This is a genomic window from Candidatus Dojkabacteria bacterium (genome assembly GCA_016927995.1).
GTDB lineage: Bacteria > Patescibacteriota > Dojkabacteria > JAFGLO01 > JAFGLO01 > JAFGLO01.
In genome coordinates this window covers 12,845-30,863 of the sequence record JAFGLO010000001.1, presented here as the reverse complement: position 1 = coordinate 30,863, position 18,019 = coordinate 12,845, and the positions used below count along the sequence as shown (strand labels likewise).

Annotated in this window: 12 protein-coding genes; 7 read left to right on the top strand and 5 right to left on the bottom strand. The window is 39.3% G+C overall.

The annotated features are described in order from the left end of the window. The first annotated feature begins 123 nt into the window (after nt 1–123). Nucleotides 124–2,103 (top strand): adenylate/guanylate cyclase domain-containing protein, encoded by a 1,980-nt coding sequence (locus tag JW962_00105; GenBank protein ID MBN1373733.1) that lies wholly within the window; start codon nt 124–126, stop codon nt 2,101–2,103. Nucleotides 2,104–2,190: 87 nt separating this feature from the next. Then, nucleotides 2,191–4,233 carry an excinuclease ABC subunit UvrB gene (gene uvrB, locus JW962_00100; GenBank protein ID MBN1373732.1) on the top strand — a complete coding sequence of 681 codons (2,043 nt, stop codon included), beginning with the start codon at nt 2,191–2,193 and terminating at the stop codon, nt 4,231–4,233. A gap of 48 nt (nt 4,234–4,281) precedes the next feature. Here uvrB and JW962_00095 read toward each other — a convergent pair whose 3' ends face one another. Next, nucleotides 4,282–4,842, bottom strand: a complete 561-nt coding sequence (locus JW962_00095; GenBank protein ID MBN1373731.1) for a histidine phosphatase family protein — start codon at nt 4,840–4,842, stop codon at nt 4,282–4,284. A 445-nt stretch (nt 4,843–5,287) separates the two neighbouring features. On the opposite strand from JW962_00095, the gene uvrA reads away from it, so the two are divergent. Next, nucleotides 5,288–8,239 (top strand): excinuclease ABC subunit UvrA, encoded by a 2,952-nt coding sequence (gene uvrA / locus JW962_00090; protein ID MBN1373730.1) that lies wholly within the window; start codon nt 5,288–5,290, stop codon nt 8,237–8,239. Here the strand turns inward: uvrA and JW962_00085 are convergent. Then, complete coding sequence (locus tag JW962_00085) at nt 8,228–8,668, bottom strand: hypothetical protein (protein MBN1373729.1); 441 nt, start codon at nt 8,666–8,668, stop codon at nt 8,228–8,230. The two genes, uvrA and JW962_00085, sit on opposite strands and share 12 nt — an antisense overlap. Nucleotides 8,669–8,807: 139 nt before the next feature. On the opposite strand from JW962_00085, the gene JW962_00080 reads away from it, so the two are divergent. From JW962_00080 to murB, 4 genes are all read left to right on the top strand, one after another. After that, nucleotides 8,808–9,956 (top strand): hypothetical protein, encoded by a 1,149-nt coding sequence (locus JW962_00080; GenBank protein MBN1373728.1) that lies wholly within the window; start codon nt 8,808–8,810, stop codon nt 9,954–9,956. 170 nt (nt 9,957–10,126) lie between these two features. Next, entirely contained in the window at nt 10,127–11,314 is a 1,188-nt protein-coding gene (locus JW962_00075; protein ID MBN1373727.1) for a hypothetical protein, read from the top strand. Between the two features lie 87 nt (nt 11,315–11,401). Beyond that, a complete protein-coding gene (locus tag JW962_00070) occupies nt 11,402–12,697 on the top strand; it encodes a UDP-N-acetylglucosamine 1-carboxyvinyltransferase (GenBank protein ID MBN1373726.1) in 1,296 nt (431 codons plus the stop codon). Beyond that, a complete protein-coding gene (murB, locus tag JW962_00065; GenBank protein MBN1373725.1) occupies nt 12,694–13,647 on the top strand; it encodes a UDP-N-acetylmuramate dehydrogenase in 954 nt (317 codons plus the stop codon). The genes JW962_00070 and murB overlap by 4 nt, the downstream gene beginning before the upstream one ends. Here murB and JW962_00060 read toward each other — a convergent pair. The 3 genes from JW962_00060 to JW962_00050 are packed head-to-tail and all read right to left on the bottom strand — an operon-like array spanning nt 13,644 to nt 18,017. Further along, on the bottom strand, nt 13,644–15,008 hold the full coding sequence (locus tag JW962_00060) for a UDP-N-acetylmuramoyl-tripeptide--D-alanyl-D-alanine ligase (protein ID MBN1373724.1): 1,365 nt from the start codon (nt 15,006–15,008) through the stop codon (nt 13,644–13,646). The genes murB and JW962_00060 overlap by 4 nt on opposite strands. 11 nt (nt 15,009–15,019) lie before the next feature. Then, a complete protein-coding gene (locus JW962_00055; protein ID MBN1373723.1) occupies nt 15,020–16,639 on the bottom strand; it encodes a UDP-N-acetylmuramoyl-L-alanyl-D-glutamate--2,6-diaminopimelate ligase in 1,620 nt (539 codons plus the stop codon). Continuing rightward, complete coding sequence (locus JW962_00050) at nt 16,632–18,017, bottom strand: hypothetical protein (GenBank protein ID MBN1373722.1); 1,386 nt, start codon at nt 18,015–18,017, stop codon at nt 16,632–16,634. Before JW962_00050 ends, JW962_00055 begins: the two co-directional genes overlap by 8 nt. Nucleotides 18,018–18,019: the final 2 nt, after the last annotated feature.

The window sequence follows — 18,019 nt, the reverse complement described above, 5'->3', positions numbered from 1 at the left end:
ACCTGTTAATAATCGTTGTATACATTGATATGGTAATATCGGTTGTTAACATTGAGTGTAAGCAGTAGGTTGGTTTTCCGGGCGAACAGAAAGTATTCGTTAGTGATTTTTTACAGGATGAGAATGAAAAAGATCCAGGTTAACAACGGACATCCCAATAAGTGGTGGACCAAATTTATCCAATTCTCAAAAGAGCATGCTTTATATATACATATAGTTATTGTTGCGGTTTTCGTTTACTTGTTAACTAATATCCACTTTGTAGAGCAGATTAACAGTTTTTTGGGGGATTCATTACAGGTCAAAAATGAACCTGGTGACGAAATTGTGATAATTGGAATCGATGACAAATCACTTGAAATAATTAATCAGTGGCCGTTAGATAAAAGTTTGTATTCGACATTGGTACAGAAACTTTCACAATATTCACCCAAAGTAGTTGCTTTTGATCTATTAATGTTTAATGAAACGGCAGATGACTATCTTGTTAATGAGATCTTAACTTCGGTAGATTATGATTTGGTTTTTGCTTCGAGGATTTTCCAAGATACAATCGTGAATCCAACGATTTCGGGCGAAAATATTACATACGGTTATTCAAATATTCCAATAGATGCCGATGGGCGGGTTCGGAGAGGAACTATAGCGACCCAGGTCGGATCGGAGTGTAACGAAAGTTTGGCATATGCAGTGTTTCGCAAATATCAAGACGAGGTGGGGCAGGCAACTTGTTCAAATGGAATAACATTAAGTTCGGGTAAGAAACTCGACAATGTGTTTATGCCGATTTTTCCAAAAAATGAATTTAAGACGGTGAGTTTTGTAGACGTTCTTGAGGACAAATTTGATCAGAATACCTTCAAAGACAAAATAGTGCTTGTGGGAACTATGACAACAGGGGTAAATGCCTTTTTGGATGATCATGTTGTAAACGTAAATGGTAAGGGGTTTCCCGAGATTTATATTTTTGCTTCCTATATAAATGCGTTTTTAAGGGAATCATTTATTGTATATCCTTCATATCTGCTTTTTAGTCTTTCGCTTGTTGTAGTACTTCTTGTAGTCGCAAGGTTAACTGAAGGCCGAAACTTCTTTAAATCATTATGGCTCTGGATTACTTTTTTTCTGGGGTTTAACCTTTTAGGAATACTGTGCTCTTGTTATGGTTGCGGATGGTATTTTGTTCAGGGTTCATTATTAATATTTACAACATATGTTTACTTCACATTTTTTAATTCAGCCAAGGCTTACTTGGAAAACTCTTTCATTAGAAAGGCGTTTTCGTGCTATCTGAATATAGATCTCTTAAAAAAAATAATGAGAAGCAAACAAGAATTAAACCTTGGTGGTGAAGAACGTATAATGACTGTAATGTTTAATGATATACGTGAATTTTCCACCATATCCGAGGAGATAGCACCGGAAAGATTAGTAAGTCTGACAAATGACTATTTAGACACAATGAGTAAGATAATAATAAAAAATGACGGGACAATCGATAAATATATAGGGGATTGCATAATGGCAATATGGAATGCTCCGGTATTCGATGAAAAACATTGCCTAAAGGCGGTGGTGACAGCAATGCAAATGGTTGATACTTTAAAGCGATTCAATGATGAGAATAAGCACGGGGTAGAAATACGAATTGGCATTGGATTGCATACCGGGCCCATGGTTGTAGGAAACATTGGCAGTAAAGTCAGATTTGATTATACCGTAATCGGAGACAATGTTAATGTTGCTTCGAGGGTGGAAGGTTTAACAAAGAAATATAATGTTCCGATTTTAGTAACGGAAACGGTAAAGGATTGTGTTAGTCATGACGCAATCATATTTAGACAAATCGACGAAATACTTGTTAAAGGAAAGAATAGGTCAATTAAAATCTTTGAACCTATGTTTAACACAAGGCGAAACGTGATATTAAGACGGGCTTATGTAGAGGGTCTTAGGTTATATCAATCCGGAAAATTCAATGATGCAATTAAGGTTTTTAAGCTATTAAAGTATGATGGAGCAGCAAAAGCATTAATTGAACGAATAAGGAATAATCATTTTCCCGATGATTGGGATGGGGTATATAGGTGGGACACCAAATAACTTCTTACTTCTTACTTCTTACGTAGGGACGGGTTTAAACCGACCCCTACATCGACATGACGTTATCGCATAGGGTATAATTGATTCATGAATTTCCAACTTGTATCCGATTACAAGCCCTCAGGAGACCAGCCCGGTGCTATAAAAAAGCTACTCGATGGAATTAAGCAGGCCCATCGGGATCAAGTGCTGCTTGGAGTAACGGGAAGTGGTAAAACCTTCACAGTGGCCAATGTAATTGCAGAGGTTAATAAACCTACACTTGTGCTTTCGCACAATAAAACACTTGCCGCCCAACTGTACCAGGAATTTAAGGAATTTTTTCCTAACAATGCTGTGCAGTATTTTGTAAGTTATTATGATTATTATCAGCCGGAGGCATATATTCCACAAAGAGACCTATATATAGAAAAAGATGCAGATATCAACGAAGAGATCGATAAGTTAAGGCATGCTGCAACTGCGGCGCTTTTAACACGCAGTGATGTAATTGTGGTTGCTTCTGTTTCCTGTATATACAATATTGGATCGCCCGAAGAATATAAACGGGCAATGCAGTCATTTAACGTGGGAATGAAGTGTACGCAGCAGGAGGTGTCCGAGCATTTGGTTTCCCTTCTTTACGAGAGAAACGAATTCGATTTTCAACGGGGCACCTTTAGGGTAAGAGGTGGGAATATAGACGTGTGGCCTGCATATGCCGACATTGGTATCCGATTTGTTATAAACGGGAATACCCTGGTGGGTATTAAAATATTCGATCCATTAACGGGTAACGAGCTTTTAGATTTTGCGTCACGGTTGCCAATGCTTGGGGGATTCTTGAAAGATGGGTTAATTAATCAAATCGTTGTTTTTCCGGCCAAGCATCATGTATACGACTATTCGAAGATAATGGGTCCGATAAATCGAATCCAGGAAGATATGGAGAAGCGAGTCAAATATTTTCAAGACAGGGGAATGATTCTGGAAGCGAACAGAATTAAACAAAAGGTAACATACGATATCGAGATGATCAAAGAAGTCGGATATTGCAGTGGAATTGAGAATTACTCAATATATTTTGACGGAAGGACCTTAGGAGAACCGCCATATACACTTTTGGAATATTTTGGCGAAGATTTTCTTTTGATTGTTGACGAATCACATATTACACTTCCTCAAGTTAGAGGTATGTACAATGGCGACCAAGCTCGAAAGAAAGTTCTTATCGATTATGGATTTAGATTGCCAACAGCAATGGATAATCGCCCACTTAAGTTTGATGAATTTAGGGAGCGACAAGGTTACACGATTTATATGTCCGCAACTCCTGATCTGTATGAACTTCAACTTGCCGGGACAGACAATGTTGTCGAACAATTCATTAGACCAACCGGGCTTGTTGATCCGGAAGTAGTTATTCGACCGGCAAATGGGCAGGTAAAAGACTTATTAGCCGAAATTCAAACTGTAATTAGTCGTGGGAAACGCGTGCTTGTGACAACGCTCACTAAGCGTATGGCGGAAGAGCTTTCAAAGTATTTGGCCGATCTTAAAATTAAGGTTACGTATCTTCATTCCGATATTGATACACTCGAACGTTCCGATATTCTTAACGATCTTCGAAAAGGTGAATATGATGTCTTAGTTGGGATTAATCTACTTAGGGAAGGTCTGGATCTACCGGAAGTCTCGCTTGTTGCAGTTTTGGATGCCGACAAGGAAGGTTTCTTAAGATCAAAAACAAGTCTAATTCAAACAATGGGACGTGCTGCACGTAATGTTGACGGAAAAGTGATTATGTATGCTGATCAGATAACAAAAAGTATGAAAGCTGCAATTGGTGAGGTGGAGCGTAGACGTGAAATCCAACTCAAATACAACAAAGAGCACGGAATTATTCCGAAGGGAATTGAAAAGGACGTACGTGAAAGAATATTACCCAAGGTTGAAGAAAAGGGAACAAAAGTTGTTAAGCCTGTGGGTGCCGATATCGATGTAATGGTTGCTACGTACAAAGTTTCGTCAAGAAAGGATCGATCTAGTGTAAAAAAACAATTTCGTATGGAAATGAAGCGTGCAGCTGATGCTTTGGATTTTGAAAGGGCCATTGAAATTAGGGATTTGATAAAAAAGTTGGATAGTTGATTCGCTACGACATAACAATGGAAATATGTTGATCGGTCAGGTTTATAGTCAAACCGTATATACAAATAGTTGCCCGACTCTTGTTTCAATCTTGTTAAATTGACTTGGGGGAAGGCGCTCAAAGTGTTCACGAATCCCTCTGATCGAATTACCATGAGCACAGATTACTATATTTCTGCCAGTTTTTAGTGTCAAGTCCTCGATTTCGGCTGCAAATGGGAGGGTTCTTTTTCGGACGGTACTGAGGCTTTCGCCACCCATAACCGGAAAATGCAACGATCGGTGAAAAAGCTTAAAGAGCGGGTAGGCAAGTTTTGCAAATTTGTCCTTATTTTTGCCTTGCAACAGACCATAGCTACGCTCGGATATTCTTGGATCAAGACAGGTTATTACGTTGGGATGATATTTTAGTACTATCTTAAGGGTTTGTCGGGTTCGAATCATTGGAGAGCAAAAGGCGTAGTGTATTTTTTCGGATTTTAGACGATTTGCAAGCTTTTTTGCATCTTTTGCACCTTCTTCTGTTATTGGCACATCACGATGACCAGAAAAAATATGGTTTCTGTTATCAAGTGTTTCTGTATGTCTAAATACAAATATTTTGGCCATTCGCTAGTATACAATAATTATTCAATCCTTCGTAGGGACAGGTCTAGACCGACATGGGTATTGTGGAACACTTACCTGATGGTTGATTCACAAAATGGGTGTGCGGGTGTGTGCAAAGATCGACAAGATTGCATGTTGTAGATCTACTCCTTGCAAATCCATCATTGGATTTCCAATGTAACAAAGAGTCCTAACGAAGTCATAAGCCGTCCTGATGTTACTTTAACTCACTATACGTAAGCTCTAAAACTTAAGTAATACTTAACACCCGCACGCAGTATAGACCATCAGTCCAGTGTCCCTGATTTCATATCTTATATATCTTTACAATTGTATGTGTCGGTCTAGACCTGTCCCTACGATTTCGTGTATAATTGTCCCGCAGGCCAGTTAGACAAATTGATTGATAACCTGTCTTTCTGATATATTCTCCCCATAGCAAATTATGAATACACTTACTGTTCACGGTGCACGTGAAAACAATTTAAAGGACATAACGGTTTCAATTCCAAAGGATAAACTTATTGTATTTACAGGACTTTCGGGTTCCGGTAAATCATCTTTGGCAATGGATGTAATTTATGCTGAAGGCCAGCGAAGATACGTGGAAAGTTTAAGTTCGTATGCAAGACAGTTTTTAGGTGTACTTAAAAAGCCCGATGTAGATAGAATTGATGGACTTTCACCCGCAATAGCAATTGACCAAAAAACCGTTTCGCACAATCCACGTTCAACGGTTGGTACCACTACCGAAATATATGATTACTTAAGGCTTTTGTATTCCAAAATAGGTATTGCGCACTGTCCAATTTGCGGTGACGAGCTTAAGCCTCAAACAGTTGATCAGATTATTGATAACATCTTAACTGCGGCAAAAGATACCTTAAAAACCGATAAAGATTCAGATCGCTTTGGTTACAAATTTAGCATAGTAGCTGTTCCGATTGTGGATAAAAAAGGTGAGTACTCCGCATTATTTAAATCGCTTAAAAAGCAGGGGTGGGAAAAGGTTCGACTTGACGGGATTCTATACAATCTTATGGAGGCAATCCCGGTACCTGACAAGAACAAACGGCACACGCTTGAGGTAATAACCGATGATTTTGACATTTACGAATTTACCCTTAAGGAGGACGAAAAAGACCTAAGATCAAAGCTTTTCCAAGCTGTTGACAATGCACTAAAAATAGAAAGTAAGTTTATAAGGGTACTTCCTGTAGGGGACAAAACCCAAATGTTTCCTGATTCCCCAAATTATCTTAAAGAAATTGATTACAGTACAAGCAGAACCTGCCGAAAATGCTCTCTCTCTCTTCCTGAATTTGAACCTAGACACTTCTCGTTTAACTCTCCGCACGGTGCCTGTCCTGTTTGTACGGGATTAGGATTTATAAGGCGGATCGACGAGCGTAAGCTTCTTGATCCAAATAAGTCGGTTTTGGATGGGGGGATTATTCCTTATGCAAAGCTTAGTCCCGATAGTTGGACAATGTCTGTGCTTTTAGAAATTGCAAAACGATATGAGATTCCGCTTAAAAATGCCGTAGGCAAAATTCCAAAAGAAAAACTAGACAAAATATTATATGGAACAGGTAAAGAGATTTTTAGAATCACATTTTACAGAAAGGATTTAGATGAAGAGCGGCAGTATAATTCAAAGTTTGAAGGGCTTATTCCTAATTTAGAGCGTAGATATGCCCAAACAAGTTCGGACTACATAAGGCGTGAAATTGAACAGTATATGACAAGTATTCCCTGTGAAACTTGTGAAGGCACAAGGCTTAAAAAAGAGATTCGGATGGTCACAATTGATGGCAAAAATATTGCCGAAATCACGGCTTACCCAATAGATGTATTTTACGAACATATTGTAAATTTGCCGGAAAAGCTAGATACCCAGGGGCGTGCAATTGCACAAAGTGTGCTTAAAGAAATTTCGGCTAGAGCCAAGTTTCTTTTAGACGTTGGATTATCGTATTTAACTCTAGATCGTTCCTCTATTACTCTCTCGGGCGGTGAATCACAGCGAATTCGACTTGCCAGCCAAATAGGTACTGGTCTAACCGGTGTTTTATATGTTTTAGATGAGCCTTCGATAGGACTTCATGCAAGAGATCAGCATCGGCTTGTAAATACACTTTTAAATCTTAGGGAGTTGGGGAATACAGTTATTGTGGTCGAGCATGATAAAGATACAATTCTAAGCGCAGATCATATCGTTGATTTTGGCCCGGGAGCAGGTGTTCATGGAGGAAAAGTTATAGCAGAGGGTTCCCCGAAAGAAATTATGGGTAATAAGAGTTCCGTTACCGGTCCGTATCTTTCCGGAATTGAGGATGTTAAGCGTAATGTTGAACGGATAATTAAGTCCCAAATTAATGAGGATTCAACATTTGAACATGACAGTAATGCAATGATTGTATTGGAAGGGGCAAAGACTAATAATCTGAAGGGTGTAGATGTTGAAATTCCTTTTGGAAAATTTACTTGTGTAACAGGCGTTTCGGGATCAGGGAAAAGTTCACTTATTATCGAGACATTGCTTCCCGCACTTAAGGAATCGCTTGGATACCGAAATGTTGACAATACTGGTGTATACAAACAGATATCGGGGTATGGAAAGCTTGATAGAGTTGTTTTTGTTGATCAATCTCCAATTGGACGTACTCCAAGGAGCAATCCTGCAACATATACAAAAGTGTTTGATGACATTCGTGAAGTTTTTGCGCTTACCAGGGACGCTAAAGTTCGTGGGTTTAACAAAAGCAGATTTAGCTTTAACTTGCGGGGTGGTAGGTGTGAAGCGTGTAAAGGTGAAGGTCAAATTAAAATTGAAATGCAGTTTATGCCGGATGTTTATGTTGATTGTGAGGTGTGTCACGGAAAGCGTTATATCAAGGAGGTTTTGGATGTTAGTTATCGAGACAAGAATATTGCAGATGTTTTAGATATGTCTATTGAAGAGGGTATTAACTTTTTTGATGCTCATCCTAATATTCGTGAGAAACTTTCGCTTATGAAGGACGTAGGACTTTCGTATATGAAACTTGGTCAACCTGCGCCGCTTTTATCAGGTGGTGAGGCACAGCGGGTTAAACTTGCTTCGGAGCTTGATAGAAAAACATTTGGGCGTACCATTTATATTCTTGACGAGCCTACAACAGGGCTTCATTTTGCCGATATGGAAAATCTACTGGTGGTGCTAAAGACGCTTGTTGCAAGGGGTGATACTGTAGTAGTTATCGAACACAATTTGGACTTTATTAAGCTTGCCGATTACATTATTGATATTGGGCCAGAAGGTGGTGACGAGGGTGGAAACATTTTGTATCAGGGGGATTTAAAGGGGTTAAAGAGTTGTAAGGAAAGCTGGACTGGGAAGATGTTATTTACTTAACATTTTAGCGTCTATACCTTCGTTTATTTCCGTTTCAATAGAGCGATCCGGGTCTAATGTTTTACTAATATCCAGTAGGAGAATCCTTAATATTGAAAGTCTTTGGGTTTTATCTGAATCAGGGTGCTTACCTTCTTTGAGAAATCGTTCACCTAAAACAGCGGCCGTATTACTTCCCTGAAAAAAATCTGGATTAAAAGGTCCATTGTCTGGAGTTATCGCTTCATCTTTTAGTCGTGTGAGAGCAGCAAGCATGTTCCTACTAAGGTTAATTGAAATTTCGGGTGCTTTCAAGTGTATTTTTTGCTCTAAAGAGAGCTCCGTGTCTACTAAGCGTAATCCATAAACTAAGCCGCGTTTTTTCTCGCCTTCAAAGTCTGGAAATTCTGTATCTATTATTGACTGAGCTGATTGTTCTACTAGTCTCATTTGCGAAAATGTAAAAAGTTAGTATTTATCAAGTATATATATATATATATATAGTGTGTCAATCAAAAATGTTATTTGCATAATGCTATGTTATAATCTCACCAATTGCCCTTGTCTTATAATGTAATCACAACTTTGAATGACAAACGCAAGGGGGGGTATTAGACCAGGTGAAACAATAGATCTTGATTTCTTTGAGACCGCTTTTAGAGAAGGTGATGTTCAAGCGTTTGTTTTTGAGCTAGTCAACAAGGGGCTCATACGCTCCATATATACAGTTCCAGACGTAATGTGTCGGTTTGATTTCTCAGTATTTACTGTAGATGGTCCAACGGGTGGGGGCAAATCCTCGTTAATGGAGCTTTTGCCCAGGGCTACGGTTTTAGGTAGTGCAGCCACCTTGGACGAAATTGGAAATGGTGTACTCCCTTATATTTTTGTTACACAGGATCCACCTAAAATACCGATAGATGATGAGATCGCTGACTATCTGGGAGTTAAAAGAGGCCAAGTCTTTAGGACAGTGACAAAAGCCGGATTGACCAACCCCATGTTGCAGCTTATCGCTTTTATGATTGGTAGAAATGGCTTGCACCTGGCGGTAGCTAAAAAGGCGCAAGGACTTCTGGCCGATGGGTATGGTCCACTTGAACTTAATGACGAAGTAGTGGTAGACAATAGTTGTTTTTCAAGACTTGCTTGCGTAGAAGGACTGACTGGGCATTCAAGTTATCATATTGGTCCTCTGTTACGTGGGGAAAGGGTCCCGCTTACTGTGCTTGGGGACAGGGGGTTTTTGTCCACGATTGTTTATCAGGGGACTCTCTTAGCTCAGGCACTTAATCTTCCGTTAGACCTCTGCATGGGAAGGATCTATGAGATATTTCGGTTTATGGAGAATTGGACGTATCTGTTTCCTGGCAATGGTCACCTTATAACTCTTCCTGTCAACGGAGAGTTGGATCAGCCTCCCGGATTTTTGGAAACAGATATTGATGCTGCCCAAGATATCGGTGGGGAGAGAGATTGGTATGAAGGTGTTTTTTCCAAAGCATCAGAAGGATGGCTTTACAAACATATGATAAATCTTATTCGAAGGATTGATCCTGACCAGCGACTCGTTGTTGTTCAAAATAGCAAAGAAACAAATTCATTAAATGTATTTGCAATCTTGTGTGGAATTGCAGTTGCGGGTATATCTATGTTTGGATCGAGCACAGGAAGTCCATTTTTTCCAGTAATGGGGTTGAGCAAAATCGTTAGAGTTTGCCCGTACGGATTTTGGTAGGGAGCTCTTAGAGCCTAGTCACTGGAAGGGGGATGCATCGCTTGCTGAGTTTGTTAGTATTCAACCTGAGTTTTATTTTGACGAACAGGGAAATCTTATGCATCATCCAGGCAAATGGTAATTTAATGTTTACTACTCACAATTTCCAGTTTCCTGTATACTTATAAATTATGAAAAAGCGCTTACCGTTTTGGTTTTATATTGGACTTTTGCTTAATGTTACCGCATGGATTATTTCATGGACTCATCTAAGGCCATTTTGCTACTACATGTTTTTCCCGCTTTGGTTTGGGTTTATTCTTATCCTTGATGGGCTTAACTACGCAAAGAGCGGAGAATCTTTGATGTCAAAAAATATAAGATCATTTTTCTTTTTATTTTTACTATCAGCGCTATTCTGGTGGATATTTGAAATTATGGTTCCGTCAACAAAAAACTGGTATTACTTAAGTTCCAAACCACTCTCGGTTTGGGAGTCGAAGCTTCTCGGGTCGCTCTTTTTTTCTACGCTAATTCCTGCGGCCTTTGAGATAAGTGGATTGTTAAAGTCATTTAATGTCTTGGGGAAGAAAATAAAGTGGATAAAGTTGTCAAAGGAAACACCAACCACATTTTTTGTAGTAGGTATTGTTGCAGTTGCACTTGTATCAATTTGGCCAAACTACTTTTTTCCGTTTTTGTGGATGATAGGATTTTTTATTCTTGACCCTATAAACTTCTGGATGGGACGCGACAGCCTAACAAAGGATGCAATGAAAGCCGATTGGACAAGAGCGTTTTACTTGGGATTATCAATGCTTGTGTGTGGATTTTTCTGGGAAATGTGGAATTTTAGAGCCGATCCTAAGTGGGTGTATGAAGTTCCATATGTTGGATTCTTAAAGATTTTTGAAATGCCGCTACTTGGGTATTTGGGGTACATTCCATTTGCCTTTGAGCTTTTTGTGTTTTATGTGTTTACACAAGGACTTTTTAAATATCCGAGAGAGGGTTACGTTCCTTTGGTAGCGGGAGTTAAGGCAAGAGAAAGCCTGTTCTGGAAAGCAATGATAAGCCTTTTGATTGTGTTTACGGTTGCTGCCGGCTCAATGATTAAGATCGATTTTAACCGAAATGACGAGTTTCTAAGTGCCGACTTTTATGAGCAGATAGATGGCAGTGGAGAGGAATTTTCAGGGGAGATATATCTTTGCGCTTGCGGCTCTGTTTCGGGCAACTGCCTTGTTACTAATTCGGGTGATGTGTTTATGTTGACTAATGAAAACGGTGAAAGAATAAGGTTTCCATTGGGTCAGATAACTCTAAAGGGGGTTGTAAAAGAGCTTGTTGTTGGAATGGATGAATTAATTATTAAGTAAGGGTCGGTTTAAACCCGCACCCCTGATATTTCGATACAGATATTTTGATATAATAAATTATGCAACCATAAATTAAGACAATTAACGATGGCCGATCTTATCGTTTCGGGTGGTAATAAACTCTCCGGTAAAATAACCCCTGCGGGTAATAAAAACGCGGCCTTGCCAATAATCTGTGCATCACTTTTAACAGATGAAGATGTAATTCTTCACAACGTTCCCGACATTATCGATATGCATAAAATTGTTGAGAGCATGCGTGCGCTTGGATCCAAAATAGAGTGGGACATACAAAAAGGCGATATGACCATAAATAATAGAGCTGTAGGATCAAATGGAGCCGATGCACTGCCTATGGGTCTGCGTGGCTCGGTACTTTTGTTAGCCCCTATGGTGCAGCGGCTTAAAAATGTTAAGTTGCCATCTACAATTGGTGGGTGTTCGCTTGGAATCCGTGAGTTGGATCCACATTTTGAGGTCATGAAAGCACTTGGTGCCGATGTTAATGTGGAATGGGGTGAATTCGATATTAAAATCGATGGAAGATTCCCAGGTGGTTCGTATTGGTTTGATTATATGGCGGTTACCGCAACAGAAACATTTTTAATGGCTGCTTCCTTGGCAAAGAATGAATCTATGCTTATGAATGCAGCGAGTGAACCTCATGTTCAGGAGCTTTGCGTATTTTTAACTCAGATGGGCGCTAAAATTTCCGGGATTGGATCTTCTAAACTAGTTGTAGAGGGAGTAGAAAAGCTATCTGGAACCGAGTACACAATTGGTTCAGACCATCATGAAATCACAACATTTCTTGCACTTGGAGCTATGACGGGTGGTGAAGTATGGGTAACTGATGCCGTGCCGAAGCATTTTATGTTAATTCAACGTGCATTCAAAAAACTTGGAATAGACATTGATTATGAAGGGAACACAGCACATGTTGCACCAAACCAAAAGTTAGTAATTGAGCAAGGGTATACAGAAAACATGCTTACAAAAATAGAGGCGGCCCCGTGGCCATATTTCCCTGCTGATCTTTTACATCTTATGATGGCACTTGCAACAAAAGCAAAGGGTCAAATGATGTTTTGGAATAAAGTCTACGAGGGATCGTTTATGTGGTTGCCTGAACTCCAAAAGCTTGGTGCTCAGGTTGTTTTATGTGATCCACATCGGGCAATTATCTGGGGTGGCAAAAAGCTTCATCCTGCGGTAATTAATGCGCCCGACATTATTCGTGCCACTGTTGCACTTTACATGGTTGCTGCAACAATAGAAGGTGAAACCGTTATTAAAAATGCCGATGTTATAAAGCGTGCGCATCCAAACTTTGTGGAAAAACTTAATAGTTTAGGTGGAAAGGTTGAATGGGAGGAGTCATGATTTCTCGAAATGTTCCTATAAAACCCTATACATATTACAAAATTGGAGGTGCTGCCAAGTACTTTTCGGAAGTAACCACTGTTGACGAGCTTGCCCAAGTTCTTTCTGAGTGGAAAAGAATTTGTGAAAAAGAAAATATTCCCTTGGAAAAGGTGTTTATATTAGGCGGTGGATCTAATGTTTTGTTTTCGGATAAAGGGTTTTCGGGGCTTGTTATTCTAAATAAACTTAAGCGGATTGAGATTAATGGAGCAGAAGTAACAGTTGGTTCGGGAGTAAGTATTTCAAAGTTGTCCCTTTCGTGTTCAAAAGCCGGACTTTCCGGGCTCGAGTGGGCTGTAGGGTTACCGGGGACTGTAGGTGGAGCTGTTGTTGGTAACTCTGGGTGCTTTGGTAGTGAAATAAAAGATATAGTTAAATCTATTATAGGAGTAAATATTCCAAGCGGAAACCAGACAATTTATTCAAACAAGGAGTGTAAGTTTGAATATAGAGGTAGTGGATTTAAAGGTAACGCGGAAAAGGTCTTTATTGCAGAAGCTACGTTCTTGCTAAAGGTGGCAGAACTCGAGGAAGTAATGGGAAAGTCGCTTGAAATTCAGAAAGCTCGTAGAGAAAAGCAACCTTTGGAATATCCAAGTTGTGGTAGTGTTTTTAAAAATGTGCCGTGGGAACGGCTTGATGCCACCTGTCAATCTGAGCTAAAAGACTTTATAAAGACTGAGCCAATGCCTGTTGTTCCTGCCGGTGTGCTTATTGACAAGGCTGGGCTAAAGGGGCTTTCCGTTGGTGGTGCAATGGTTTCGGAAAAACATGCAAATTTTATTGTTAATTATTCGGGCAATGCCACTTCCGATGATGTATTAAGGCTTATGGAACTTGTTTCCGAGCAGGTTAAGGATAGGTTTGGTGTGGGGCTGGAGCCCGAAATTGGGATAATTGGAGATTAGCCTGTAGTAAGAGTGTATAGACCAGTGCTGTGACTTCCTTTGACTAAAATATATACAGGATTATCTTTTGATGCGGCTTCGATTATCTTTTGATATTCACTCTTTGCAGTTTCGATCGTTTCTAACTTTTTTCCAACGTCAAAGTGTTCGAAATAGTCTCCAATGTAAAAAATCTTATCGAATCTAGATGTCTTCACGAGTTCTCCGAGTTCTTTGTGGGTGGATTCTGCACGTTCTCCAAGTTCGCTCATTTGCCCCAAGAAGGCGATTTTTTGTCCAGACTTTGTACCAAATAATTCAACAAAAGTGGCTATACTCATATTCATCGATTGAGGATTTGCATTATATGCATCGTTGACAATTGTGATATATGGGGTGGGGTTTATTATCTGGAACCTATTTTCAAATCCACTAAACCTCTCAAGTCCAGCTTGTATCTCTTCCCAAGATAACTTAAGTTCTCTACAAATTGCGGCAACAGTTAATGCGTTATATACATAGCCTTCGCCAAATATTTTTAATGTAACGGGAAATGTTTGGTTTTGTGTATAGATGATAAACTTTGTTCCGGATTCAGTAAGGCTAATTTCTTTTCCAGTATAATCAGCGGACTTTTGAGTGGCGACAGAAATAACTTTGGTGTTCACAGAATCTGTGAAGCTTGAGATCTTCTCGTCGTCAATATTTAGTACAATAGGCTTCTGATAAGTAACTGAATAATCGGCCATTTCCTTTTTTGCTTTTATTACATTCTCAACACCTCCAAGTGGTCCAGCATGAACTTCACCAATGTTTAAAATTGTGACAATGTCGGGAAGCATAGCTTCGCACTGCCATTTTATTTCACCCATTCGATCCATTGCAATTTCGAGAACAATAAAATCCTCATCTGTATAATCAAATAGATATCTAATATTTCCCCAAGTAGTATTTATACCTCCTGTAGATCCAAGCACTTTATGACTCTGTGAAAGGACTGATAACAAAAGTTCCCGTGTTGTGGTTTTACCTGTACTCCCAGTTATTCCTATAATTTGGGCTTTAATTTTCTTCCGAAGTGTGTTTGCGATCCCTTTAAGACCCTCTTCTATTGATGGAACAATAAGTAATGGGGTTTTCTTTTCAAGTTTTTGAATGATAGGATGATCAGCCTTGCACATTGCGCCTACAGCCCCTTTTGATATTGCATCCGCTATAAAATTATGACCGTCGAAGTTTTCTCCTTTAATTGGAATAAAAAACTCTCCAGGCTTTATTGTTCTTGTATCTGTGCTTATTTGGGAAATTGTTGTTTCAAGATCAATGTTTTGGAATATCCAAGAAGAAAAGTCAGTTTTTAGTTCTTTAACTAGCAAATTCATAATGACACTCTCTAAATTAATTTCATTGTTTCAACAATATCATTCCAAGGATACTCTGTATTCCCAAAACAAAGGCTTTGCTCGTGGGCTTTTCCGCAGATAATCATAACATCTTCGGGTTTTGCAATTTCCAGTGCTTTTTTAATTGCATTCTGTCGGACTTTTACATTTTTAGTTTCATCGTCAAATCTTAAAAGCTGGGGCTTGCCTTGGTTTTTTGCTCTGTTTTCTATTCCATTGTTCCAGCCACTTTCTATTTCGTCGTTAATTGTTTTTAAACTCTCTGTTCTTGGGTCTTCTGCGGTTATAATCGTAATATCTGCGAGTTCACCCGAGATTTTACCCATAGGATAACGCTTTCTGGGGTCACGCTTGCCTGCACAGCCAAATACCGATATTAGCAGACCGCCTGAGCCCTTTTTAATCATTGCTTTTGCTGCAGTAAGTGAGTTTAAAAGCCCGTTTGGAGTATGCGCAAAGTCAACAATCACCATGAAAGGGGATTTCTTTAAAACCTGCATTCTGCCGGCTACTGTTACAAAGTTTTCAAGTGCTTTCGCGGCCATTTTATCGGCAACTCCTAACGAATTAGTAACTCCCAGAGCAGCCAAGCTATTACTTACATTGTATTCCCCAAGCAGATTAATTTGAATTTTGGTTTTAGCTGAATCATCCTTGCGATTAAGCACATAAGAAATGTCTGATTGAGTCGCCAGAATATCTGCTGCAAATATAGTAGCTTCCGATTCCTTGCTATAGATAGTAGGATTAGTAACGATTTCTAAAAATTTCTTATATGACTTTGTATCGTCTTTATTTATAACCACTTTGCCGTCTTTTTTAAGATGCCGTGTGATAAGCCTTGCCTTTGCGGTAAATAAGTTATCCCAGGTTCCATGATAGTCTAGGTGTTCGCTTGTAATATTTGTATAAGCAACTACGTCAAAATTAAGCCCCGCAAGCCGGCCCATAGCAAGTCCATGTGAAGTACATTCAAGTATTGCATGAGTACAGCCTTCTGCTTCCATTTTCTTTAGGAATTTATAAATGTCCTGCTGAGGTGGGGTGGTAACGTGAAAACCAGTGTCAACTTCTAAGTTGCCTATGTGAGCAGAAACAGTTGAAATAAGTCCGGGCTTATGTCCAGCCTCCTTGAGAATATGATAAATCATTGTGCTAGTCGTGGTTTTGCCATCGGTACCTGTTATTCCAACGTACTTCATTTTTGAGCAATCGATCTGATAAAGTGGGGCGATATCGGCTTTAATAAAGTTTTCTTTCTCGGACTTAGTAAGGTTTCCGGCTTCGTAATCAAGTGTCACTTGGTCAAAAAACTCACCGACCTCTAAAAGGGTTTTGCCTGAGCTGGAAATTAGCTTTAGAAGGTCGTTTGGCACGGCTTTTGAGTATACAACTGTATCTGCCGGTTTTAAGTCTGCTGCAGTTGGGTTTTTGTATTCAATTGAAATTCCCAGTTTTTCAAGTGCTTTAGTATTGTCACTTTTTGCAATGTCAAAACCTTTAAGCGTATTTCCGTTCAAGTGTAGAAACTGTGCAATATAAAAAAGCCCGCCGCCACCGATTCCAACGCATACTATTTTTCCAAGGTTAGAGTAAGGAATTTTAGTCATGAGAGGTTTTATTTAATCTTAGCAATGGAATTATCTTGTAAAGGTCGCCTGCGCTTGCCAAAACAATTGCACAGTCAGTGATTTCTGCTTCTTTTTGTATAGCTGCCGCCGTTTTCTCAAGTGTCTTTGTATACAAAATTTTATCAGTTTCTAACGTGCTGTTCACAAATCTTGCAAAATCATCTGCAGATATAAGGTTTCTTTGTTCAACTGTTTCACGGGTAGGAGAGTAAATATTGGGTAAAAGTACTGTATCGGCCTTGCTTAGCGCCACAGCAAATTCCTTTTTAAATGTGTAGGTTCGCTCGTGGCTATGAGGTTGAAAAACAAACACAAGTTTTTTGTCGGGAAATTCTGCTTTTACCGCAGTAATGCAGGATTCTACCTTTTGCGGATTATGTGCATAGTCCTTGTAAATCGGTGATCCGTTAACTGTACCGACCCATTCAAGTCTACCTGCTATTCCAGGAAAAGATGATATTGCTTTTGCAATTTGTTTATGCGGGAAGTTAAGAGCTTTTCCTAAAGTATATGCTCTTAGGATGTTTTGCTTGTTAAATTCGCCAATTAGGTTTGTTGATATTTTGTGGGCTATCTTAGAGTTTTCGTTTACATCAATAATTTCTGCCGAGATTTCTGATTCCAATAGAGTTTTAACTACCTGCGATTCATTTTTCCCATCCTTGTCAATTATTACTGTATCTTTGGTATTTCCCAAAAATTCCACAAAAGCATCGTTATAATCGGACTGATCTTTGTAATAGTCAGTATGATCAAGGTCAATATGAGTGATCACGGAGATAAATGGGCTAGGGGCCCTGTCCAAAAATTGCCGCTTGTATTCACACGCTTCAACTATGAAATATTTACTTTCAGGGTTAACGTTCCAATTTTTGTTTACATCAAGAATTACATCGCCTTTACCGCCAATTACGTAGTTTGGTTCCTGGTCAAGTTGCCACAGTAGCCAAGTTGCAAGTGCCGTAGTAGTGGACTTGCCGTGAGTTCCCGCAATTGCTATTACTTTTAGGTCCTTTGTTAAAATACCGGTGAGTTGTCCAACCGTTATTGCAGGGATTCCTAACTTTTCTGTTTTTTCACATTCGGGGTTTCCCGGTATTGGTCCATTGGGATAAACTACTAGATCAATTTCTGGTGTTATGTATTTTTCATTATGCCCCCCGGGGTATGCAATACCTTTATCTGTCCAATATTTCAGCTCAACGTCGTCAGTGCCGATTTCGGAAGCGGTAACGATTTTATTCATGCTCAGAAGCTTTGTTGCACAAAAGCTATTAAATGGGGACGATATTCCTATAAGATGAATTTTATTTACTTTCCGAAGATCGAAGGTTTTAATCTCTTCGCGTGTTAACATTT